Annotated in this window: 24 protein-coding genes; 9 read left to right on the plus strand and 15 right to left on the minus strand. The window is 32.8% G+C overall.

The window, feature by feature from the left end; translation table 11 throughout:
• Nucleotides 1–3: 3 nt before the first annotated feature.
• The 5 genes from ACA31_RS12400 to ACA31_RS12420 all read right to left on the minus strand — a co-directional run bounded on the left by ACA31_RS12400 (nt 4) and on the right by ACA31_RS12420 (nt 5,014).
• Nucleotides 4–423, minus strand: coding sequence for a LacI family DNA-binding transcriptional regulator (locus ACA31_RS12400; RefSeq protein WP_253721397.1), 420 nt, complete (start codon nt 421–423; stop codon nt 4–6).
• A 150-nt stretch (nt 424–573) separates the two neighbouring features.
• Nucleotides 574–1,668: an ABC transporter permease gene (locus ACA31_RS12405; protein ID WP_057513632.1), complete on the minus strand. Its 1,095-nt coding sequence runs from the start codon at nt 1,666–1,668 to the stop codon at nt 574–576.
• A complete protein-coding gene (locus tag ACA31_RS12410; RefSeq protein WP_057513633.1) occupies nt 1,668–2,393 on the minus strand; it encodes an ABC transporter ATP-binding protein in 726 nt (241 codons plus the stop codon). The genes ACA31_RS12405 and ACA31_RS12410 overlap by 1 nt, the downstream gene beginning before the upstream one ends.
• A gap of 176 nt (nt 2,394–2,569) precedes the next feature.
• On the minus strand, nt 2,570–3,910 hold the full coding sequence (gene cstB / locus ACA31_RS12415) for a persulfide dioxygenase-sulfurtransferase CstB (RefSeq protein ID WP_057513634.1): 1,341 nt from the start codon (nt 3,908–3,910) through the stop codon (nt 2,570–2,572).
• Between the two features lie 33 nt (nt 3,911–3,943).
• Complete coding sequence (locus ACA31_RS12420) at nt 3,944–5,014, minus strand: DsrE/DsrF/DrsH-like family protein (protein WP_057513635.1); 1,071 nt, start codon at nt 5,012–5,014, stop codon at nt 3,944–3,946.
• Nucleotides 5,015–5,152: 138 nt separating this feature from the next.
• Here ACA31_RS12420 and cstR point away from each other — a divergent pair, with 138 nt between their 5' ends.
• Together cstR and ACA31_RS12430 are read left to right on the plus strand one after the other, a co-directional pair.
• On the plus strand, nt 5,153–5,413 hold the full coding sequence (cstR, locus tag ACA31_RS12425) for a persulfide-sensing transcriptional repressor CstR (RefSeq protein ID WP_002506435.1): 261 nt from the start codon (nt 5,153–5,155) through the stop codon (nt 5,411–5,413).
• The gene (locus ACA31_RS12430; RefSeq protein ID WP_057513636.1) at nt 5,413–6,168 is read left to right on the plus strand and encodes a sulfite exporter TauE/SafE family protein; all 756 of its coding nucleotides are present in this window, start codon (nt 5,413–5,415) and stop codon (nt 6,166–6,168) included. The genes cstR and ACA31_RS12430 overlap by 1 nt, the downstream gene beginning before the upstream one ends.
• Nucleotides 6,169–6,504: 336 nt before the next feature.
• Here ACA31_RS12430 and ACA31_RS12435 read toward each other — a convergent pair whose 3' ends face one another.
• The 6 genes from ACA31_RS12435 to ACA31_RS13630 all read right to left on the minus strand — a co-directional run bounded on the left by ACA31_RS12435 (nt 6,505) and on the right by ACA31_RS13630 (nt 13,318).
• Nucleotides 6,505–7,908 carry a sugar porter family MFS transporter gene (locus ACA31_RS12435; RefSeq protein WP_057513637.1) on the minus strand — a complete coding sequence of 468 codons (1,404 nt, stop codon included), beginning with the start codon at nt 7,906–7,908 and terminating at the stop codon, nt 6,505–6,507.
• Between the two features lie 71 nt (nt 7,909–7,979).
• A complete protein-coding gene (gene araA / locus ACA31_RS12440; protein WP_057513638.1) occupies nt 7,980–9,401 on the minus strand; it encodes an L-arabinose isomerase in 1,422 nt (473 codons plus the stop codon).
• Nucleotides 9,402–9,413: 12 nt separating this feature from the next.
• Nucleotides 9,414–10,109, minus strand: a complete 696-nt coding sequence (locus ACA31_RS12445) for an L-ribulose-5-phosphate 4-epimerase (protein WP_057513639.1) — start codon at nt 10,107–10,109, stop codon at nt 9,414–9,416.
• Nucleotide 10,110: 1 nt separating this feature from the next.
• Nucleotides 10,111–11,709: a xylulokinase gene (locus ACA31_RS12450; RefSeq protein ID WP_082587080.1), complete on the minus strand. Its 1,599-nt coding sequence runs from the start codon at nt 11,707–11,709 to the stop codon at nt 10,111–10,113.
• A gap of 143 nt (nt 11,710–11,852) precedes the next feature.
• Nucleotides 11,853–12,932 carry a GntR family transcriptional regulator gene (locus ACA31_RS12455; RefSeq protein ID WP_057513641.1) on the minus strand — a complete coding sequence of 360 codons (1,080 nt, stop codon included), beginning with the start codon at nt 12,930–12,932 and terminating at the stop codon, nt 11,853–11,855.
• 326 nt (nt 12,933–13,258) lie between these two features.
• Nucleotides 13,259–13,318: a hypothetical protein gene (locus ACA31_RS13630; RefSeq protein WP_441296197.1), complete on the minus strand. Its 60-nt coding sequence runs from the start codon at nt 13,316–13,318 to the stop codon at nt 13,259–13,261.
• 274 nt (nt 13,319–13,592) lie between these two features.
• On the opposite strand from ACA31_RS13630, the gene rbsR reads away from it, so the two are divergent.
• The 4 genes from rbsR to rbsK all read left to right on the plus strand — a co-directional run bounded on the left by rbsR (nt 13,593) and on the right by rbsK (nt 17,049).
• Nucleotides 13,593–14,588: a ribose utilization transcriptional repressor RbsR gene (rbsR, locus tag ACA31_RS12460; protein WP_057513642.1), complete on the plus strand. Its 996-nt coding sequence runs from the start codon at nt 13,593–13,595 to the stop codon at nt 14,586–14,588.
• 216 nt (nt 14,589–14,804) lie between these two features.
• On the plus strand, nt 14,805–15,686 hold the full coding sequence (gene rbsU / locus ACA31_RS12465; protein WP_057513643.1) for a ribose/proton symporter RbsU: 882 nt from the start codon (nt 14,805–14,807) through the stop codon (nt 15,684–15,686).
• A gap of 23 nt (nt 15,687–15,709) precedes the next feature.
• The gene (gene rbsD / locus ACA31_RS12470) at nt 15,710–16,114 is read left to right on the plus strand and encodes a D-ribose pyranase (protein ID WP_057513644.1); all 405 of its coding nucleotides are present in this window, start codon (nt 15,710–15,712) and stop codon (nt 16,112–16,114) included.
• Between the two features lie 20 nt (nt 16,115–16,134).
• Entirely contained in the window at nt 16,135–17,049 is a 915-nt protein-coding gene (rbsK, locus tag ACA31_RS12475) for a ribokinase (protein WP_057513645.1), read from the plus strand.
• Between the two features lie 94 nt (nt 17,050–17,143).
• Here the strand turns inward: rbsK and ACA31_RS12480 are convergent, their stop codons facing one another.
• The gene (locus ACA31_RS12480) at nt 17,144–17,614 is read right to left on the minus strand and encodes a peptide-methionine (S)-S-oxide reductase (RefSeq protein ID WP_057513646.1); all 471 of its coding nucleotides are present in this window, start codon (nt 17,612–17,614) and stop codon (nt 17,144–17,146) included.
• Between the two features lie 153 nt (nt 17,615–17,767).
• Between ACA31_RS12480 and ACA31_RS12485 the strand changes: the two genes are divergently transcribed.
• Nucleotides 17,768–17,986: a hypothetical protein gene (locus tag ACA31_RS12485; RefSeq protein WP_057513647.1), complete on the plus strand. Its 219-nt coding sequence runs from the start codon at nt 17,768–17,770 to the stop codon at nt 17,984–17,986.
• A gap of 354 nt (nt 17,987–18,340) precedes the next feature.
• Nucleotides 18,341–19,294 carry an oxygen-dependent tRNA uridine(34) hydroxylase TrhO gene (gene trhO, locus ACA31_RS12490; RefSeq protein WP_057513648.1) on the plus strand — a complete coding sequence of 318 codons (954 nt, stop codon included), beginning with the start codon at nt 18,341–18,343 and terminating at the stop codon, nt 19,292–19,294.
• Between the two features lie 140 nt (nt 19,295–19,434).
• On the opposite strand, the gene ACA31_RS13600 is transcribed toward trhO, so the two are convergent.
• From ACA31_RS13600 to ACA31_RS12505, 3 genes are all read right to left on the minus strand, one after another.
• The gene (locus ACA31_RS13600) at nt 19,435–19,656 is read right to left on the minus strand and encodes an HAD hydrolase-like protein (RefSeq protein ID WP_172793180.1); all 222 of its coding nucleotides are present in this window, start codon (nt 19,654–19,656) and stop codon (nt 19,435–19,437) included.
• A 242-nt stretch (nt 19,657–19,898) separates the two neighbouring features.
• Nucleotides 19,899–20,318, minus strand: a complete 420-nt coding sequence (locus tag ACA31_RS12500; protein WP_057513649.1) for a hypothetical protein — start codon at nt 20,316–20,318, stop codon at nt 19,899–19,901.
• A gap of 150 nt (nt 20,319–20,468) precedes the next feature.
• Nucleotides 20,469–21,179 (minus strand): transglycosylase family protein, encoded by a 711-nt coding sequence (locus ACA31_RS12505; protein ID WP_057513650.1) that lies wholly within the window; start codon nt 21,177–21,179, stop codon nt 20,469–20,471.
• A gap of 507 nt (nt 21,180–21,686) precedes the next feature.
• Between ACA31_RS12505 and ACA31_RS12510 the strand changes: the two genes are divergently transcribed.
• Nucleotides 21,687–22,355 (plus strand): RluA family pseudouridine synthase, encoded by a 669-nt coding sequence (locus ACA31_RS12510; RefSeq protein ID WP_057513651.1) that lies wholly within the window; start codon nt 21,687–21,689, stop codon nt 22,353–22,355.
• Nucleotides 22,356–22,556: the final 201 nt, after the last annotated feature.

Below are 22,556 nucleotides of genomic sequence, written 5' to 3' on the forward strand. Positions count from 1 at the left end.
CATCTACTCTGTTAATTCTGTTTCTACAAATGTAGGAGCAATTGCATTAACATTATACTCAATAAATTGGTTAATTTCTTCTTGTTGAATTTCTTCATTTTCTGTATATACAAATAACACAGAATAGCCAAATTGTTTCAATTTTTGTGTGAATAATGCTAAGACTTCATGATAGAAGGGATTCTGTTTATCTTTCATAGCTAAACCAATTAATTTAGATTTATTAGTAATCAAACCTCTAGCTAAAGCATTTGGTTTATAATTTAATTCATTGGCAACTTTTAACACTTTTTGTTTTGTTTCTTCTGATACACTTTTACCAGGTGTAAAAACTCTGGAAACTGTAGATTGTGATACATTAGCTTTTTTTGCTACCACTTCTGCTGAAATATTTTTCTTTTTCAACTTTACCACCTCATCCATATATCTTCATATTTGTATGTAGCACACTATATTTTATAACACTTTATATTGCATTATAGAATAGGAATTTCAAATGTTGCACTATTTTAAAAGCAAAAATGTCTTATCATATTTATCTCTTGATGTGTCTAGTTATGTTGAAATTGGCATTTATACTTTTCTGTAACGTTTAAGACCAATAATATTTAGTATTGTAAATATGAAAATGAATAGTAACAGTATGGCAATATCGAACCAAATAAATTCAAATCCCTGTCCCTTAATCATCACATTGGTCAAGGCATCTCCTGCGTATCTCAATGGAAGGATATAGCCAATAGCACTTACCCAATTAGCAATGCTGTCTAAAGGTATAAGACCAGAGAAAAAGACTTGAGGTATAACAACTAACGGTATAAATTGAACCATTTGAAATTCTGAATTTGCAAAAGTTGAAACAAACAAACCAATAGCTAAAGCAGATAATGCGATAAGTATATTAATTAATAATACCCACCAAATACTGCCTACAATCTCAACTTTCAATAAGTATATTGAATACAACACTATAATTAACGTTTGTAATATCGCAAACAAACCATAACCTGCTAAATAACCAAAAACAATTTCACTTCTTTTAACAGATGTTGCAAGTACACGTTCTAAAGTCCCTCTCGTACGTTCTCTTAAAAGTGCTATACCAGAAACTAAGAATACGAAGAAAAAGACAAAGAACCCAATGAGAATTGGAAATATTTTATCAAAGAATGTGCTGTTAGCATCACCATAAAGATAATGACTATCTGTGCTCAATGCTTCTGAGTGTTGTTCATTGTCATGTTTTATATTGTCTGGTATCTTTTCGACAATTTTAGTCATATCTTGCATCTTGTTCTTTTGGATTGCACTCGCTAACAATTGTTTCGTTGACCCTGTAAGACTTGAATCTTCGTTTTTATACGTAACTTCTAGATTAGACCCTTTTTGTTCAATATATGCATCCAACTCTGAATCCACAATCGTGTCTTTAATTGAGCTAGGCGCATCATATTTTTCAATATCCACTTTATCTGAGGGCACAGCGTTCACAATTTCATTTGATACTGATTCATCCATGCCCATTTTGATATTTGTTTTATTATTAGTATCAAAAATAAAATACATCAGTGTTAAAACTAAAATCGGAGCCAATAACATTAAAGCTAACGTTCTTTTATCTCGTAATAATTCTTTAATAACTCTGATGAAAATCGCCTTAAATCTCATTATTGTACCTCCGCTTCTGCTTTTATAAACACTTCTTCTATAGAATCAGCTTCAAATTTAACTTTTAATTCTTGAGGAGTTCCAATCGTAAATAGTTTCCCTTCAACAATTAGGCCTATATAATCACAACGTTCCGCCTCTCCCATAACATGGGTTGTAACAATCACCGATTTACCCTCATTTGCTAAACCATTCAATTGCTTCCAAACATCTTTTCTGAGTTTAGGATCAATACCAACCGTAGGCTCATCTAAAATAATAAGATTAGGATTAGCTAGCAGCGTTATAGCCAAAGAAAGTCTACGTTTCATGCCACCTGAAAAATGAGAAACTACCTTTCCTAATTCATGTTCTAAATTTACTATTTTTGTATTTCTAGCAATTGCTGCTTCTAGTTCCTTATCTTTTAATCCCATCAAATTACCGAAAAACACTAAGTTTTCTCGACCTGTTAATGACTCGTATAGCGCATCACTTTGGGCCATATAGCCTATTTCATTCAATACTTTGCGATTAGGTATTTGTTTGTTGAAAATTTGAGCCTGTCCTTCATCTAAACTTTCCATACCCATTAAACATTTTATCGTCGTAGTCTTTCCTGAACCGCTAGGTCCGATTAATCCTAAAATCTCTCCAGCAGATAATTCTATATTAATGCCATCTAAGACTTTCTTTTGATCATAATATTTTATCCCGTTTGTTAACTTTGCTACAAGGTCAGCCATAGCGTTCCCTCTCCCATGTAAATTATTGTTTATAAAACGAGTATATACCTCTCATGTGTAAAATCAATTTAGCACTAAAAAAACTGTGCCGTACTTCCATAATATGGGTGTGCGGCACAGTTGAATCGTAAATACACTTTTTGCTAATTTATTTTTTAATTAAACATACAATATTACTACTTTGATTTCACTGATTCACTAAAAGCTTGATAGCCTTCTCTCACATTAATAATATGATTAAAACCTTTATCTTCTAATATCCCTACTGCTATAGAACTTCTTACGCCTGATTGACAGTGAACATATATTTTATCTTCTTTATTAAATGGTATATCTTCAATCATCAATTTGCCATGTGGAATATGAATCGCTTGTGATAGATGTCCATTCTGCCATTCTTCGTCAGTGCGCACATCTAATATGTGCTGTTCTTGACCTGTCATATCAGTACTATGAATAGATGATGTCATCATTAAATTTTTTGGCAAACGGTATCCGCTAACATAATCGAATCCTATTAATTGTAATGCGTGTACTGCTGCTTCTACATTTTTTTTGTCACCTATTAAATCAATGGATTGATTATAATTTAAATACCACCCGATTTGGTTAATAAAGTTCTTGTTAAAAGGGATATTGATTGTACCTTTAGTATGACCACCATGAAAAGCTTCTTTAGAACGGATATCAAAAGCTAAATTATCTTTATCTAAACTAGGATAAATGTCATATGAATGATATAAGTCCATTCCAAACTGATTAATTTTTTTCATTTGCGCAAAGTGATGTGGTGGTGCGGGTTGATTTGATGTTAATGTCTCAATGAACGTTAGTTTATTTGTCTCATTAAATGCCCAATTGTTTACTTTTTCATAACCTAAGGTAGACATTGGCACCGCACCTAGTGACTTGCCACAAGGACTGCCTGCCCCATGTCCCGGCCATATTTGAATATAATCTGGTAAATCTTTTACAGTCTCAATAGAGTGATACATTTGTTCGGCACCAACTTCTGTAGAACCTTCCATTTGAACTGCTTTTTCTAATAAGTCAGGTCTACCAATATCACCAACAAATATAAAGTCACCACTAAATAGCCCCATAGGTATTTGGCTACCTCCACCTTCGTCAGTTAATAAAAAACTAATACTCTCTGGGGTATGGCCTGGTGTGTGTAACACTTCTAATTTAATGTGACCTACTTTAATTTTATCTTGGTGTTTAACATAACGTGTTTGGTCTGGCATGTTTTGGTAACTTAATTGATTATCACCTTCACCAGATACATAAATTGTTGCATTTAAACGCTTTGCGACATCGCGAATACCCGAAGCAAAGTCAGCGTGTATATGTGTTTCTACGGCATGTGTAATCGTAAATCCTTCACTATCTGCTACTTCTATATATTCCGCTAAATCACGAATTGGATCTATCACTATTGCTTCACCTGTACGTTGACATCCTACTAAATAAGAAGCTTGTGATAAGTGTTCATTATAAAATTGTTTGAAATACATAATACATCCTCCTTTTTAACCGTTACACTCGTACTAAATAAATAAATTATGACTCGCGTTTTCAGTGTCGCCGATATACGTACCTACACCGCCATAGGCAACTTCATCTCTCAACTCTTCTTTTTTAATGCCCATAACATCCATACTCATCGTACATGCAATCAGTTTAATATCTTGATCTATCGCTTGGTTGATAAGTGATGGTAGCGAATCAACATTTTTCTTTTTCATTACATAACGCATCATCACATTACCCAATCCAAACATGTTCATTTTAGAAAGCGGCATTTTTAAAGGGGACTTCGGCAACATCAAATCAAACATTTTCGCAATACCATGTTTACGCACTTTTGAAGTGTTTTCCTTTTTCAAGGCGTTAAGACCCCAGAAAGTAAAGAAGATAGTAACATCTCTGCCTACAGCTTTAGCACCATTTGCGATAATCATTGCTGCCACTGCTTTATCTAACTCTCCACTAAACAATACAATTGTAGTGCCCTTAGCTGTCTGGTTAACTTCCATAGCTTTAGGTTGCTCTTTTTGGATAATAGCTTTAATCTCATGCCCATTTTCATTTAAATTTACCAATGTATGACCTGTTTGTTTCACCCAACTTTTAATATCACTAGAGAAACCTGGATCTGTAACAGTAACCTCCATTTGGTCACCTTCTTGAATATTTTTTACTTCTTTACTGATATTAACTATAGGCCCTGGGCATTGAAGATTACTGTAATTAAATTGTTTACGGTCTGACTTAATATCTACCTCTGCACTTTCTACTACTGCTTCACCTTCACTCACATTGTTCTGTGCATAAGCTTGATAACCACCTTCTAAATTGACTACATCATAGTCTTGGTCAGATAAATATTCGCTCACTTTAGCACTGCGATTTCCACTTTTACAGTGTATATAGTAAGTTTTATTTTTATCGTAATTAAATGTTTCAATGCTATCAACAGGATGTAGTATGGAACCGTTGATATGCCCTAATTCATATTCTTCTTCTGTTCTAACATCAATCAGTTGGCCCTCAGAAGCTAATCTTACTAATTCTGATTCACTTAAATCATTAATATATTTTTTGTTATATTGTTTCATATTGACCCTCCTAAAAATACCTACAGGGGTATCATAAAGTCTGTATACACTATTGTCAAATACCCCATACCCTATTTGACACTTTTAATTTATTCACTTAGTATGTAGGTAATTAGTTTTTAATATGGAGGGTAAATTATGGATTACGATAAAAAAATGGTTAACCGCATAAAACGAGTTCAAGGTCAGTTAAATGGCGTCATTAAAATGATGGAAGACGAGAAGCATTGTAAAGATGTCATTACTCAACTTAGTGCATCTAAAAGTTCTATTCAACGATTAATGGGTGTCATTATTAGTGAAAATTTAATTGAGTGTGTAAGAGAAGCAGATGAAAATAATGAAGATTCTCAAGAATTAATTAACGAAGCCATTGAATTATTAGTGAAAAGTAAATAATGGATATGCTCACAATAACTATTATGTTGTTTATTGGAATATTTGGGGGATTTATCTCTGGGTTAGTAGGTATTGGAGGCGCAATTATTATTTATCCAGCTATTCTATTGTTACCACCATTATTTGGTGCGCCTGCATATAGTGCATATATCGCATCAGGCCTTACTTCAAGTCAGGTTTTCTTTAGTACATTGAGTGGTTCAATAAAAGCCAGGAAAAAACCTGGATTTTCTTCACAACTTGTCACTTATATGGGTGGAGGCATGATTATAGGAAGTATTTTTGGTGCGCTTCTAGTAAATTTATTTAATGCTGTATTTATAAACGTTATATATATTATAATCGCTGTGTTAGCGCTAATATTGATGTTTATTAAAGTGAAGCCTTCTTCACAAACTTCTCAATTTAACAGACCTTTACTTATAAGTATTGGAGTTATAATAGGTATTATTTCAGGTATAGTCGGTGCAGGTGGTGCCTTTATTATTATTCCTATACTACTCGTGGTATTTAAATTACCAATGAAGACTGTTGTCGCTAACAGTATCGTCATTGCTTTTATGTCTTCAATAGGAGCTTTCGTTATAAAGTTTATGCAAGGTTATATCCCTATGACAAATGCACTATTTTTAATTCTTGGAAGTATTATCTTTGCGCCATTAGGTTTAAAAGTAGGCAATAAAGTACCAAGCTTTGTACAGAAATGGATTGTGAGTATTTTAATTATCATCGCAATTATGCAACTGATAATCTAACTTAATTAAAAAAGAGGCTTTAAAATAAATCATTGGGATGAAAAATTCGACTCAGACAATTATATCTATGACGAGGAAGCAAATGATTTTGTGAAAAATATTTTTCAAATTAACACTACAAACACTGAAAATATAGTGTTATTTGCAGAAGGTATAGACTTTGTTTTAAGTTTCTTTAAATAAGCTATGGCCATCACGAAAAGGACCTTCTCTAAAATCCTATAAGATATTTTTTAGAGAAGGTCCTTAAATTTAAATGCTAGACATTTGTAGTTTATAGAAATATCAAATGGCTGAGACATAAATTTATGTCTCAGCCTCAAATTAATATATTAACTATACTTTTTCAGTTTGTGCTTTTACATTGTTTGAAGCATTTGAAGCACCGATTGCTTCGATTTCTTCTAGTGTATGTCCTCTAGATTCTGGAACGAATTTTTTCACAAATAGTACGCCGAGTATACAAATGATGCCGAATATCGCAAATACGATTTGTTGGGGGAAATACACTGTCATAATTGGAAATAGTAATCCGACTAAGAAAGAACCAATCCAATTTAATGAAGATGCTGCACCTGATGCAAACCCTCTAATTGCTAATGGGAAGATTTCTCCAACTATGACCCATGTTAACGGTGCCCATGTAAACGAATAGAACGCTACATAGATACTTAAAAATATAACGATTAGTATCGGGTTCGCATTTGGTAAGAATAAATGAATGATTGCCGGTAATATGAAGGATAATCCCATCACAGTACCACCCAACATAAGTAATGTTCTTCTGTTAAATTTATCCGCAATCCAAATGAATAGTAATGATCCTAATACTAAAATCACACCTTGAATAATTGGCCACATCAATGCTGTACTTGCTGAGCTACCCGTAGCTTGTTCAACAATTAATGGAATATAATAGAATATTGCATTTGCCCCTTGGAATTGTTGGAACGCAGCTACACCTAATCCAGCGATGACTAAATATTTATATTTACCACTAAATAATGTTGCTAATGATTGATTTACTTTATGCTTACTTTCTATTTGAATTGTCTTGTTTATTTCTTCAAATTCTTTATCTACGTTTTGATTATTTCTAAGGTTACTTAAAACTATTTTAGCTTCTTTAAATTTATTATTTTTAATTAAAAATCTAGGAGACTCTGGTAGTTTTAATACGCCCCAGAATAAAATGATTGCTGGAACTGCTGCTGCACCTAGCATTAATCTCCAGCCCATTTCAACAGGTAAACCTCTTAAGAAATAGTCTACGATGTAAGATAACAACATACCTGATACAATCATTGTTTGGTTCATACCAGACAATTGGCCACGATACTTGGCTGGAGCCATTTCTGACATGTAAGCTGGTACTAATGCTGATGCAGCACCAACTGCTAATCCAAGAATCACCCTTGATATAATTAAGAAATAACTACCATCGTGTGGTGCGATACCTGACAAAATAGAACCAATTACGAAAATAATTGCAGAAATTAAAATCATTTTTCTTCTACCTAACGTATCAGATAATTTACCTGCTAAAATACCACCAAATATGGCGCCTAGCATTACTGACGAAGTAATTAAGCCAATTATAAATCCACTATTAATATCCCAGTCTTCTCTTAAAAATGGTAACGCTCCCGTCATAACACCTATGTCATAACCAAAAAGTATCCCACCAAAAGCGCCGAAGAAATAGATAAAGCGATTCGAAACTTTACTGTTTATTTTCATCCCATTCACCCTTTTTTAAAGCAAAATATGCCTTACATTACGTCATTTGACTAACGATAATCTACTGTAATTTAATTTATTAATGTATATTCTGAATCAAACATGTTTAATAATATTTCTATTTGCGATGTATTCAATTTAAGTGACAGTACTGTGTGATGGCCGCCGCCTTCTTCAATCCAACGTTTCACGCCTTGTTCTAATGATGGTTTAACATCCCATAACGCTCTAGCTACTGGTAAGTTAGGTGCAGGTTCATCTAATTGTTTAGCAGTAATTTCATTCACAATAAACTTGAAGTGTGTGCCTAAATCCATCATTGTAACAACTACGCCGTCGCCTGCTTTTCCATCAAATACTAATCTTGCTGGATCTTCTTTATCACCTATACCTAAGGGATTTACAACGATTTTAGGTTTCGTGTCTGCTAGCGTTGGATCAACTTCCAACATATGTGCGCCTAATATATGTGATTGATGGCTTCTTAAGTCATACGTATAATCTTCCATGAACCCTGTTGCTTCATTTTCTGCAGCAATTTTAAGTAAACGGTCTAAAGCAGCAGTCTTCCAATCGCCTTCACCTGCAAAGCCATAACCGTGTTCGTTAAGTCTTTGTACTGCTAAACCTGGTAATTGTTTCATGCCATGTAAATCTTCAAAGTTAGAAGTGAAAGCAGTGTATCCCCCGTCATCTAAAAAGCGTTTAATTGCAATTTCATATTTGATTTGTTCTCTAACAGAAGTATTAAATGCAGCTTCACTGTAGTCTCTGTAATCAAAGTCATATAAATCTTCATATGATTTAAATAATTGATCTACTTCAGAATCTGTTACTTGATTTATATATTCTACTAAATCACCTATACCAAAATAATCTACAGTCCAACCGTATTGAATTTGTGCTTCGATTTTATCCCCTTCAGTAACAGCTACATTTCTCATGTTGTCACCAAATCTTGCAACTTTTAAGTTAAAGCTTTCATTATAAGCATTGGCTACAACCATCCATTCGCTTAATTGTTTTTGTACACTTTCATCTTTCCAATGTCCAAAAATGATTTCATTTTTCTTATTAAGACGACGGTTAATATAACCGTATTCTCTATCTCCATGCGCTGATTGATGTAAATTCATATAGTCCATATCAATGTTTTCCCAAGAAATATCATTGTTGTATTGAGTTGCTAAGTGTAACAATGGTTTTTGTAATAATTTAGTACCTCTAATCCACATTTTCGCTGGTGAAAATGTATGCATCCATGTAATCACACCTAAAATATCATCACGATAATTCGCTTCTTTCATAATATCTGTAATAACATCTTCAGAAATTGCTAATTTTGTTTGTAGTTCGATTTCAAACGGTAATTGTGCATGTGCGTTTAATTCGTCCGTAATATTTTGTGCATTTTGTTTAACTTGTGCAAGTGCATCATCACCATAGAGTTCTTGTGATCCAATCACAAACCAGAATTTTTTTGTTGTAGCCATTTTATTTCCTCCTTAGTTTTGTCCGTAATAGGCATTAGCGCCGTGTTTTCTTTCAAAGTGCTTATCAAGTACTGATTTAGGTAACGTTTCTGCGAATGGATTTAATTGTCTTGTGAAGATATTCATTTTACATACTTCTTCTAACACTACTGCGTTCATCACAGCTTTTTCACAATTATTTCCCCAAATAAATGGTGCGTGACCGTGCAATAATACTGCAGGTACTTCATGTGGATTGATATCTTTTTCTTTAAATGTTTCAATAATGACATTGCCTGTTTCATACTCATAATCTTTATTAATTTCCTCAGTCGTTAAAAATCTAGCACACGGAATTTCGCCATAGAATGTATCTGCATGCGTTGTTCCCATAGCTGGCACGTTTAATCCTGATTGTGCCCACGTTGTTGCCCATGGTGAATGCGTATGTACGACACTACCAATATCACCAAATGCTTTATAAAGTACAGCATGCGTTGGCATATCTGAAGAAGGTTTTAAATCCCCTTCAACCACTTCACAATCTAAATTACAAACCACCATATCTTCTGGTTTCATGACATCATAATCTACGCCACTCGGCTTGATAACAAATAATTGTGATTCTGCATCAAAGGCACTCACATTACCCCATGTATATTTAATCAACCCTCGGTTAGGCAATTCTAAATTTGCTTTATAAACTTCAGCTTTTAACGCTTCTAACATGTTATTTGCCTCCTAAATATTTAGCTATCGATTGTTCTATAGGTAAACCTTGTTTTACTTTTTCTAAATAGTTATTAAAGTTAATTATTTCTTGTTCCGTTGGTTCCACAGTTACTTCTTCAGTGTTTAAAAATACAACTTCATTTAAAAATGTATCTAGAGGCTGTTGAGATTCTTGTGCTGTATAGTAAGCTAAAACACTGATACCCCATGCGCCACCTTCACTTGCCGTATCCATTACCGTAATCTTATTTTCAAGTGCTGATGATAATACTTGCTGTGCGACACCTTTCGTTTTGAAAATACCGCCATGCGCAATTAATTTATCTATGTTAATCGATTCATTATTTTTTAATAAGTCCATTCCAATTTTCAAAGTACTGAATGCACTATATAAATGCATTTTCATAAAATTAGCTAAATTGAAATTGTAGTTTGGCTCACGTACAAATAATGGATAACCTGTCTCTACGTCTGTGATATTTTCTCCTGAAACATAGTTGTATGAAAGTAAGCCACCAATGTTGTTATCACTTTCTAATGAACGCTCGAATATTTGTCCGTACAACTTATCTGATGAAAAATCAACACCCATGACGCTTAAGACTTCACCAAATAGGTTCATCCAATCATTAATATCAGAAGTACAGTTATTGGTATGAATCATTGCTACTTCACTACCATTGGGCGTTGTTACTACATCAATTTCTGGGTACATACCTTTTAATGCATCAGATAATACAATCATTGCAAATGCACTTGTACCAGCTGATATATTACCTGTATTCTGCGCTACTGTATTCGTTGCTACCATTCCAGTGCCAGCATCACCTTCTGGCGGACACATCACGCTACCAGCTTCAAGATTGCCTGAAGGATCTAATAATGTTGCACCTTCGCTTGTAAGACGACCACCATTTTCTCCTGCCAATTTAATTTCAGGTAATATCGCTTCTACTGACTTTTCAAATCCTTTACCTTCAAATAAATCATTCGCGGTATTTAATAAATCCGATCTATAAGCTTTGTTGTTAACATCCATAGGGAACATGCCTGAAGCCTCGCCAATACCGACTACTTTTTCACCAGTTAAGTACCAATGCACATATCCAGCTAACGTTGTTAAATATTCAATTTGATTTATATGGGCTTCTTTATCTAATATAGCTTGATATACATGCGCAATACTCCAACGCTCTGGAATATTAAATTGGAACGCTTCACTTAGTAATGTGGCTGCCTTTGCTGTATTACCATTTCGCCAAGTTCTAAATGGTACAAGTAAGTCTTCATTATGATCAAATGCTAGATAACCATGCATCATACCGCTGATACCAATCGACTTTACTTGTTTTAATGTTAAGTTATGTTTTTCTTTCATTTCTGTTGTCATTGCACTATAACTTTTTTGTAAACCGACCCATATATCATTAATTGAGTATGTCCAATATCCATCTACAAATTCGTTTTCCCATTCAAAATGTCCAGATGCAACTGTATTTAAATGCTGATCAATTGCTACGGTTTTAATTCTTGTAGAACCAAGTTCAATACCAATCGATATATCTTCACTGCTTAATGCTTTCTTCAAACCATCCATTTCCAACACTCCTATTGAAACCGTTTTCAAATACACTTTATAATATTTGTCCGTACATGTCAACATTTATCATTTTATGTCCGTACATGTTTTAAGCTATAAAAAGGCTCAAACCAATAGCATGCATTGATTTGAGCCCGTCGTTATATTTTTTTTACTGAATTACGTTCGATAATATATGTATCGATAAGTTGTGACATTTGTTTTTTATCTGTATCTATCGCGTTAATCATCCATTCTGCTGCTTTTCCACCAAGTAATTCTTGGGGGTGTGACGTTGTAGTCAGATCCATCTCACTCAATTTACTTAGTACTGAGTTATCTTCACCAACCACAGATAAATCGCCTGGTATCTTCACATTTCTCTGCTTCAATCTTTGAATAATCTCGTAAGCAATTTCATCGTTATAACAAACCAAGCCAGTGATATTAATCTTTTTATCACAAATATGCTGGACAATTTGTTCGATGACTTGCGGTTTACTTTCAGTATCAAATGTATAAATATGTTCGCCTTTAAAAAGAATATGATTACTTTCAAAAGCATTAAAATAACCTTTCATTCTTAATTTACCTTGGTTATCGTCTATTTTTGTGATTAAAGCAATATTTTCATGTCCTTGATCTATTAAATATTTTGTTGCTAAATAGCCAGATTTTACATCATCAATTGCTATATAAGGTAAATTCAACTCATCATACTTAGCATTAATCATTAAAATCGGAATATCCCGCTGTTTGAATAATGAATAATAGGACAAGTTCGGGTTATAAACATTACTCTTAGTAGGTTCTATAATAAGCCCCGTCACACCTTGATTCAGCATCATCTCTAAACATTTATGCTCTTCTTCATGATTATTATTCGTACTTGCTAATATTAAAGAATAGCCATGTTTTTTTAATACATTCTCAATGCCCCGAATAATACTCGGGAAAATATAATCCGATAAATAAGTCACGATTACACCTATTTTTTTAGTTTCATTGTTTTGATTTGTATTTAAGTAATTGTAACTCACATATGAGCCAGAACCCTTTTTCTTTTTAATGTATCCTTCTTTAACTAATAAATCCATTGCTTGTCTGATTGTATAGCGACTTAAATTATATCTATTCTGAAATTGCTTTTCTGTAGGTAAGAGCATTCCAACTTGATAGCTTTTGTTAATTATTTTTTCTTTAATTTCGTCCGCTACAATTTGATATTTTGGCTTATTCATAATTGAAAATCTCCTAGTCTCACCAATTTGTCTTAATACCGCATATTATAGCATACGTCATATTTATCCAATGAATCAAATTTTAAGAAAAATTTAATTTGAACGTTGCACATATCACATAATCCTAAGCATTTACGCACCGATTTAAATGTTATATTTTATACTGCCTTCCCTCTTAGAAGACTACTGTCACAACATTTAAATGTCATTCACTAAAATATTTCGACTTATGAATTAACTGTTGTTATATTATAATTAAGAATGAGATATGCGCGAACATATCTCCCTCACAGACCCGTTAAAAGACGGTGGCCGTTTAATTAATTTCAAAATAATATGAGTCTAATGATCGTTAAAACAACCATTAACATTTCATAATCCGTCATCTTCTATCCACTCTTGGAGTAGAAACCAAAGGCATCACCCCATTTTTTATGAGATTAGCCACCTTTATTCCAACCTATCTGTAAAAATATTTACTACATGAACTACGTCACCCTATGTTTTCTTCACTTTTTTTAAAATTATCCCCTCTATATAAAGCGTTTTCATTTTATACATAAGAAATTGATACATTTTACTTTTTACATGGTACGCTATAATCAATAAAAATATTACTTATTATATTAAATGGATAGATTGTATAAGGAGTGTACTTGGATGAAAAAAGTTTCTATCAAAGATGTAGCTAAAGAAGCAGACGTGTCTTTGACTACGGTCTCACAAATTTTAAATAAAAAAAGTAACCGCTTTTCAGAGGAAACAGTAAACAATGTCATTGCTGCTAAAGAGCGGTTAGGCTACTTCCCTAATAAAAATGCGCAACAATTACGCGGTAGCAAAACAAAATTAATCGGTGTGCTATTACCAAATTTAACTAATCCATTCTTTTCTACGATGATGCAAACTATGGACGATTATAAACCAGATGATGTCGATTTATTCTTCTTAACAACAAAAGAAGATAAAATAGAAGAAGGTATTATGCATCTTGTCGAACGAGGCATGGATGGTCTGATTATTGCACAAATGATTAAAAACCCGTCCCGTTTAAATCAATATTTACTAAATCATAATATACCCTACATCGTACTAGATCAAAGTGATGACCATGGATTTACTGATATCGTAAAAACAAATGAATACAATGGTGGTGAACTTGCAGCCGCACATCTAATTGATTATGGTCATACTCACATTTCAATCATTCAACCCTATGATCTTACTAGTAATATGAAAGCAAGAACAGAAGGTTTCATTAAACATTGTAAAACGCATAAGATACCATCGCCTATAATTATCAAAACCCCTTTAAGTAAAGAAGGTGGATTTGCAGCTATCGATGACATAATAAAATCCAAATCTAGTGCCGTTTTTGCAACGAATGATGAGATGGCTATTGGTATTATGCGTGGTCTAGCTGATAAAGGATTTCACGTGCCAAATGATATTTCAGTAATTGGGTTTGATGACATAGACATTGCAAAGTATCTTGTCCCTTCCCTTACAACAGTTGCGCAACCGATTAAAGAAATAGGTGAGGCTGCATTAGCTTTAATTACTCATAAGCTGAAACAAAATGATGCAACTTTACATAACGTTGCTTTACATAATGATTTAATTATTAGAGAAACAACGCAACATTTAAAAAAATAAAATACACATAATATAAGACCAAATGAAACGTCATTGATTGCTTAACTCGATTTAGCAGTAATCAATTTTCAGTTTATCTTCTAGGTCTTATATTTTTTTGCGAAAATGAAAGCGTGTACAAAAATAAGGAATGATGTTATTATGACTTAGTAAAACGTTTTACTAAATCGTTTTACCTAAAAATAATCACTACATAAATATATATAGAGGTGTCTTATGGATATTATAGCAATTTTAATTGGTCTTGGACCATTACTGGGTTGGGGGCTATTCCCTACCATCGCATCTAAATTCGGTGGACGACCAGTTAACCAAATATTTGGTGCAACAGTAGGAACGTTGATTTTCGCATTTTGTTTCGCATTAATTCAAGGTGTGAATTTTCCAACAGGAATGAATCTTATATTTTCATTGATTTCAGGAGTGGGTTGGGGTTTTGGACAAATCATTACATTTAAAGCATTTGGTCTAGTCGGTTCTTCTAGAGCTATGCCAATCACAACTGCATTTCAACTGTTAGGTGCATCATTATGGGGTGTCTTTGCATTAGGAGATTGGCCAGGATTAACAAATAAAATTATCGGCTTCACTGCTCTAATTGTTGTGCTTATTGGTGCATATATGACAGTTTGGAGTGAAAAATCTGGAAAACAATATAGTAAGAAATTAAGAAATGCAGTTATTTTACTACTTATAGGTGAAATAGGTTATTGGGCCTACTCTGCAGCACCTCAAGCAACGAATATCAGTGGTATGGAAGCATTCTTACCACAAGCAATGGGTATGGTGCTTGCTGCAGTCATTTATGCATTTATGAATATGAAACAGGGCAATGCTTTCTTAGAAAAAGTCAGCTGGAAACAAATTATTTCAGGATTTTTCTTTGCATTAGGTGCATTAACATACTTAATTTCTGCACAGTCAGATATGAATGGTTTAGCGACCGGATTTATACTATCACAAACATCGGTAGTATTAGCTACATTAACTGGTATTTATTTCTTGAAGCAGAGAAAAACACCAAAAGAACTTATTATTACGATTATTGGACTTATAATCATATTAATAGCAGCAGCAGTTACAGTATTTATTAAATAAAGTATAGGATGGGAGATTTAATTATGAAAAAAACAAAGGTTTTAAATAGTCATGTTTCACATGCAATTGCAACATTGGGGCATTTTGATTTAATAACGATTAATGATGCGGGTATGCCGATTCCAAATGACGAACAACGTATTGATTTAGCGATTACTAAAGATTTACCACGCTTTATCGATGTTTTAGAGAACATTTTATCAGAAGTTGAAGTTCAAAAAATATTTCTTGCAGAAGAAATTAAAACGCAAAACTCTGAACAACTTAAACAAATCAAATCATTAATTGGTGACAATGTAGAAATTTCTTTTATTCCACACGAAGAAATGAAACAAAATTTAAATCATTCATTAACAAAAGCTAATATTCGTACAGGGGAAACGTCGCCATTTTCAAATATTGCACTTGAATCTAACGTGACATTTTAAAGAAAAAAGGAGAATATACTATGACAAATAAAGTTGTAATTATTGGTTCTACCAATGTAGATAAAATTTTAAACGTAGATCGTTTTGTTAAACCGGGAGAAACGTTACATCTTCAAAATGCGCAAAAAATTTATGGTGGCGGTAAAGGCGCAAATCAAGCACTCGCAACTGCACGCTCAAATGCCCAGACAACTTTCATTTCTAAGATTGGAACTGAAGGTGACGCAGATTTCATGTTAGAAGATTTTGAACAAGCGCATATGAATATAGATTACATCATGACAACAGATACTGCTCAAACAGGTCAAGCATTCATTACAATTGATGCCAATGGACAAAATACAATTTTAGTTTATGGTGGTGCAAATATGGAATTAAATGACACAGATGTAAATAAAGCATCTGACGCAATTGCAGAAGCAGATTACATTATTGCTCAACTTGAAGTGCCTGTTCCTGCGATTATTAGTGCTTTTAAAATTGCTCGTGAAAACAATGTCGCTACCATTTTAAATCCAGCTCCAGCAAGTGAATTGTCTAAGGATTTACTTACTTTAACTGATATTATTGTGCCAAACGAAACAGAAGCAGAATTATTAAGTGGTATTCCAGTTACAGATCGTACATCAATGCATCAAAACGCAGCATACTTTTTATCTTTAGGTATGAAAGTTGTAATTATCACACTTGGTGAACAAGGTACTTATTACGCAACAGCAACTACTGCTGGTTTAATACCTTCGTTTAAAGTGAAAGCAATTGATACAACAGCAGCAGGCGATACTTTTATTGGTGCACTAGCCAGTCGTCTCAATATGACAGACTTTAATATAGAAGAAAGTATTACTTACGCGAATAAAGCAGCTTCTCTTACAGTACAAGTTGAAGGCGCTCAAAAATCAATTCCATTAGAAAAAGATGTGTTGAAAGCTTAAAGATGTACTCCTTCTCTTATGCGTAATAAGTTAGTTCATAATCATTACAAATAAACAAAGCGGTTCTCAGAATAATGAGAACCGCTTTGTTTATTTATTTATATTTATTTACGAGTGCTTTAGGAAGATGACAGTAATCATTAGGGAATCTTGTTAATCTATCTTGATTTTCTTCTGCACTTTTCACGTAATTTGTCAGTGGTAATACTTCTGTTGCAATCAGATGATGGTCTTCAATTGCGTCTATAAACGCTTGTGCCTCTTTTAAATGCTTGGCATCTTCGCTGTATAATCCTGTTCTATATCTCAAGCCAACATCTTCACCTTGCTTGTTTACACTATAAGGATCAATAATTTCAAATAGGTATCCCATTAAGTCTATAACTGTCACTTTTTCTGGATCAAATTTTGTTTTAATGACTTCTACGTATCCATCATATTCACCATCGAGTGTATCTGTAATACCGTTTGCCCTACCACCTTCTGTATCTATTACACCAGGTAAAGTTTTAACAAAAGCTTGTACACCCCATAAACATCCGCCTGCCAAGTATACTGTTTCCATTTACATCTCTCCCTTTTCTACTAACAATTATCAATTCAGTATAGTAATATCCTCATCCATTTGCAATTACTTATAGTTTAGCGTTTTCACAGATGTATGATTGACTTTTTGTTGAAAGGGAACATATTAAAGTAGTACACAAGGAGGAATTACATGCCTAAAGTTGAAGAAAGAATGTTAGAAGATATCGAAGAAAAACCTTCAAGATCACAAAGCGATTTAAGTTCTGAAAAGGAAATGCAGCAAAATGCCTTTGAAAGATTAGGCAAAGATGTCGTAATCATCGAAACTTTAGCAATTATGAACATCATTTTTGCTATAAGTACAATTGGCTTAGTAACTGCACTTGTTTGCACAAATAAAAGGAAATAAATTCATAATAGCTGCTTTCAAAATTTAGAAAGTATAAAATAAATGCTATATACCTATGCTCTTTTCATTTTTTTCACTATTAAAGTGACGACTTTGAGATGAGCATATTTATTTTCTATTTCTTCGAATGTACTTTTCATATATAATAAAAATGTTGCACTAATTTAAATTAATAAATTGAATATTATCCTTTTTTTGTTATAATGCAATAAGGAGAATTTTGTTCTTTTACTCAAAATAATGAGTACGCAAATTATAAATGAAGCATCACATTGCTTCAATACAACCAACCACTTCAACCATAAATTTTATATTAATAATAATGAAAAGAATAGATTAGAGGAGAATCGAATTATGGATTATAGAGTATTATTGTATTATAAATATACAACACTTGATGACTCCGAAACTTTTGCTACGGAGCATTTAGATTTTTGTAAAGATTTAGAACTTAAGGGTCGTATTTTAGTATCTACAGAAGGTATCAATGGTACTGTATCTGGAACAGTCGAAGCTACTAATAAATATATGGAACAGTTAAAATCAGATGAAAGATTTAAAGGAATTACTTTTAAAGTTGATGAAGCTGAAGGACATGCTTTCAAAAAAATGCATGTACGTCCAAGAGAAGAAATCGTTGCACTAGATTTAGAAGATGACGTTGACCCAAGAGAATTAACGGGAAATTACTTATCACCAAAAGAATTTAGAGAAGCTTTATTAGCTGATGATACTATAGTCATTGATGCAAGAAATGATTACGAATATGATTTAGGTCATTTCCGTGGCTCAGTTCGTCCTGATATCACAAGATTTAGAGACTTACCTGATTGGATCAAACAAAATAAAGAACAATTCATGGACAAAAAAATTGTCACTTATTGTACTGGCGGCATCCGTTGTGAAAAATTCTCGGGTTACTTATTAAAAGAAGGCTTTGAGAATGTAGGTCAACTTGAAGGTGGTATTGCTACTTACGGGAAAGACCCAGAAGTAAAAGGTGAATTATGGGACGGTAAAATGTACGTTTTCGATGAACGTATTAGTGTAGAAGTTAACCAAGTTGATAAAACAGTTGTTGGTAAAGAATGGTTCAATGGTGCACCATGCGAACGTTATATCAATTGCAGCAATCCTGAATGTAACAAACAAATTCTTGTATCTGAAGAAAATGAAGTACGTTATTTAGGTGCTTGTTCACACGAATGTGCAACTCATGAAAATAACCGTTATGTAAAAAAACATGATATTAGCGAAGAAGAAAAAGCAGCACGCTTAGAAAACTTCAAAAACCTTGTAAGTCAATAATTTAAAAAAACTGTTATGCATGATGCATAACAGTTTTTTATTTAGCGTTTTACTCGTATTATCAAATTTTTTACTAATCCTTCTATACTACTATTAATAACTTCTATATTTTTGTCATTTATGTTTTTGTCACCATTAAACTAAATGGTTTTCATACCTACATTAAGTGATTCAGTAACATCATTTCTCCAAGAATATCCTACATATATTGTATCCTCAGGTCTAATATTAAGTATATGTGTCACTTTTAAAAAAGTAGCACAATCAGGCTTTTCACTTCCAATATCTTCAGATATAAATATACTATTTTCAAAAACCTTATTTAATTCTAAACGCTCTATTCTATTTGTTTGTTCTAAAATTTTCCCGTTAAGTTAATATACCTATATTCACCCATTTTTTTGAATTCATTAAGGTGATTATTCAATGTTATATTAGGCTTAATATTTTGAATAATCATGTCAAAAAATGCTAAGTCATATTCATGAGCTTCTTTTGCTGTAATATTTTTCTTGAAATGTTTTAAACTTTCTATTAATCGTAGTTGCCCGAGTTCATATAAAGTTATCTCTCCTCGACTATGTTTCAACCAAAATTATGAATTTTAAAGTTTGCTCTCCATATATTTAATTGCTCTATGCGTGCAAACTAAAAATATAGTATGCGCAATGGTCCAACATATATAACCCAAGTATTGAAATTGAAAAATCGGATTAACTGCAATATAAATTAATAATGGATACAATGCTAAAAATGAAATCATTGTAAAAAGTATTGCGATATAATAATAATCCCCCCACTTTTTATAAATAAAATAAAGTGAACCATAGAGTGAAATTGTAATACCTACATGAATTAAAAATTCCAAAATAATATTTGAATCATTGTCATTTATTAAAAAGTCTATATTCAATAATAATGCTGTTAAGTACAACGATTTAAATAAATCAAAAAATAAAGTAGTCAAAAATAATATAATTGCTAACGTTAATGCTACGACTAAATGTCCTAAAAGTTTTTTCATAATATCATATTATTCCCTTACACCAATTACTTAATCAACTATCAAAATAAATCTACTTACATATAAAAATCCCTGTTCTACATAAGTAGAAACAGGGATGAGTGTATTCACTTAACTCTATTTTATTTTAATTAGACATTACTGTTTATATTATGCAGTAACCCATTGTGAAGCACCTTCAGATTCGTAAAGATCCATTGCTGCTTGATCTTGTACTGATTCTGGAGCTTCAGTTGGTGATTGACCTTGGTATTGTTCAGGTGCTACTGAATCCCAAGTGCTTTGTAAGAATTGGTATTTACCTGCTGCACCTGATGATGCGTTAACAGCTTTAAGGTCGCCACCTGATTCACGTTCAGCGATTCCTTTCAAATGATCATTAACTTGTACAGATGAACCACTTGAAGCTTCACTTGAGCTTGATTCATTTGAACTGTCTGAAGATTGAGTTGAAGCTGCTTCTTGTTGTGGTTGTTGAGTTTCTTCAGTTTGAGGAGCTGCTTGTTCAGCTGGTTGCTCAGCAGTTGCCTGTTGCGCTTGCTCTTGTTGTGGTTGAGTTTGTTGTTGTCCACTATTAGTTGAAGCTTGTTCTGATGAACCATTTGAACCTTCACCATAGTTCCAAGTATAGTTTGTGCCATCTGATTGGAAGTTATAATTTACGCCATCTTGAGTAAAGTTATGGTTATATGAACCCTCTTGTACGGGTGCTTGATTTAATTGTTCAGAGTTTGATTGAGCTTGTTGCGCTAAGTCTGCATTGTCGACGCCTTGTTCTGAAGCGTCAGCTGAATTTCCTGCTGCTGCTCCTGTTACGCCTAATCCTACTGCTAAAGTTGATGCAATTACTGTTTTTTTCATTATTAATAATCCTCCTAAGAGATAATTTTTATAGTTTTAAAATTAATTCGTAATTTCAATCATCTCCATAGACGATTTACTTTCCTCAATTAATTTACAAGTTCTACTTTAACATCTATAAATAGCTTGTGGGTTACAGTGAAGTTAAAAAAACAATCACCTTTTTACACTCCCATTACACTAAAAACCTTAATAATTGCAAAAAATTTCAATCAAATTCCTTTCATGATAGTTCATAAATAGAACACTTAGCTTTAACTCTATGTAACCTCTATGTAATTAGTGTGACAACGATGTATATTTACACCAATAGTATATACTTACTTTTCACTTTAATTTATTTTCATTTCACGTTATTTTAAATGAATTATTTTTTATTCCTAAAATATATTTATGATATTGAATTTATTTCAAAATATGATAATATACTATGTTGATATATTTTTAGTTGTTTTTTAATACTGCGTACTAACTATGTAATTCATTAAATTAATTTGGAGGAGTTCAATGTTTATCAATGTCCTTTATGAGGATAATCATTTACTTATGGTCGAAAAACCGATTAACATACCAGTACAGGCAGATGACTCAAAAGATGAAGATTTATTATCTATGCTAAAAGATTACATTAAAGAAAAATATAATAAACCAGGGAAGGTTTATCTTGGCTTAGTACATCGTCTTGACAGACCTGTTGGTGGTGCTATGGTTTTTGCTAAAACATCCAAAGCTGCATCTCGTTTATCAAATGAATTAAGAAAACAAAACTTTAATAGAACATATTTAGCAGTTGTTCATGGTGCACCTGCAAAAAAACACGGTGAACTTAAAGATTATCTCTGGAAGGATCGTAATAAAAACATCGTACATGTGGTAGATTCAAATAAAGAAGAAGCAAAACAAGCTATCTTAGACTACAAGATGATTCATAATGCTGAAAAGAAAAGTTTAGTCGAAGTACAATTACGAACTGGACGTTCACATCAAATTAGAGTGCAATTTGCAAATCAAAATTTACCATTATATGGAGACCAAAAATATGGGCAACATATGAATAAACCTGGCCAACAAATTGCTTTATGGGCATCGCAGCTTAGCATAAAACATCCGACTAAAGATGAAATCATATCTGTAGAATCGATTCCAAGCGAAGACATCTGGTCACATTATTTGTAATGCTTGCATTGTATTCATACTATACTTACATTTCCCCGGAAATATTTAAACAACAAAAAAACCTGCCTCTATAATATAGAAGCAGGTTTTGAATACTTTATTTAAAATTATTAATTATTATTGTTTGAATTATGCAGTAACCCATTGTGAAGCGCCTGCAGATTCGTAAAGATCCATTGCTGCTTGATCTTGTACTGATTC

This window comes from Staphylococcus sp. NAM3COL9 (assembly GCF_001431205.1).
Classification (GTDB): Bacteria; Bacillota; Bacilli; order Staphylococcales; family Staphylococcaceae; genus Staphylococcus.